1 protein-coding gene is annotated in these 1,230 nt (G+C 33.1%); it reads left to right on the plus strand.

Annotated features, from left to right (window positions below; translation table 11 throughout):
* The first annotated feature begins 224 nt into the window (after positions 1-224).
* The gene (locus FKR84_RS13220; protein WP_141422787.1) at positions 225-1,205 is read left to right on the plus strand and encodes an IS110 family RNA-guided transposase; all 981 of its coding nucleotides are present in this window, start codon (positions 225-227) and stop codon (positions 1,203-1,205) included.
* Positions 1,206-1,230: the final 25 nt, after the last annotated feature.

The raw sequence follows: 1,230 nt of genomic DNA on the forward strand, positions 1-1,230 counted from the left end.
TACATTTTATATTTACAAGAAGTTTAACCTTATTAAATTTCTGAAAAACCAGAGGGCAAGGTGAACTATTTCGACTCTTGAAATTTAAGTTTCATCTTGAGCATTAGTCCTTGCCCTCTTTTAGGTTTTAGTACCATTTAAAATGTAAAGCTTAAAGGCTTATTAATAGCGTTAGTACACAGGCCTATTGGTTCTTCAGATTTTTTAATAGCTAATTCAAAGTTATGAAAAACATAGTAACAGGAATCGATATTTCTAAAGACACTTTAGATTATTGTTCGTTAGGGAGTAATGATGTGCAGGTAAAAACCAGAGGAGTTTTGGAAAATAACAGTCAAACTATCAATAAATGGTTAGACGGTTTTGATAAAACTAATACTGTTTTCGCTTTAGAGCATACAGGACATTATGGTGCTGCTTTAGTAGACTGTTTGAGTCGAAAAAAATATGCTTTTTATCTTATAAATCCCTTAGAACTTAAAAAATCCCTAGGTATTCAAAGAGGTAAAAGTGATATAAAAGATGCTTACCGTATTGCAGAATATGCCATTACAAACAAGCACAAATTAAATCCATACCAATTACCTGCAGAAAACTTAGGTAGACTTAAAGCGCTAATCACAGCACGGGAACGCTACGTTAAAATGTCCGTTCAGGTTCAAAATAGTTTAAAGGCCAATGAGATATTAAACCGAACCATAGATGTGAAGATGCTAATTAAGGAAGAGAAAAAACAATATAAATCTCTACAAAAGAGCATAAAAAATATAGAGGATGAGATGCAAAAAATAATCAAAGCTGATCAAGAGTTGAAAAGTAGCTATAAAAAAGTGACAGCGGTAATCGGAGTAGGTCCGGTAATCGCAATAAAGTGCATCACGGAAACAGCTAATTTCACCAAATTTCACAATCCACGTAAATTTAGTTGTCACTGCGGCTTAGCTCCTTTTCCATATCAGTCGGGAAGTAGTATAAGGGGTAAGACAAGAACTCATTTTTTAAGAGATAAGTCATTAAAAGCTATCTTGATAAAAGGAGCTGTTACTGCTGTCCAGCACGATCCTCAACTGAAAACTTATTATAACCGTAAAGTGAAAGATGGAAAACATCATATGAGCGTAATTAATGCTGTAGCTAATAAACTTGTATTAAGAATATTTGCAGTAGCCAAAAGAGAGGAACCTTTTGTAAAATTATCTGCTTAAAAGTTTGTTTTTAACTTAGAATGCT

It is taken from the genome of Haloflavibacter putidus, from assembly GCF_006546625.1.
In the GTDB taxonomy this organism is placed as follows: Bacteria; Bacteroidota; Bacteroidia; order Flavobacteriales; family Flavobacteriaceae; genus Mesonia; species Mesonia putida.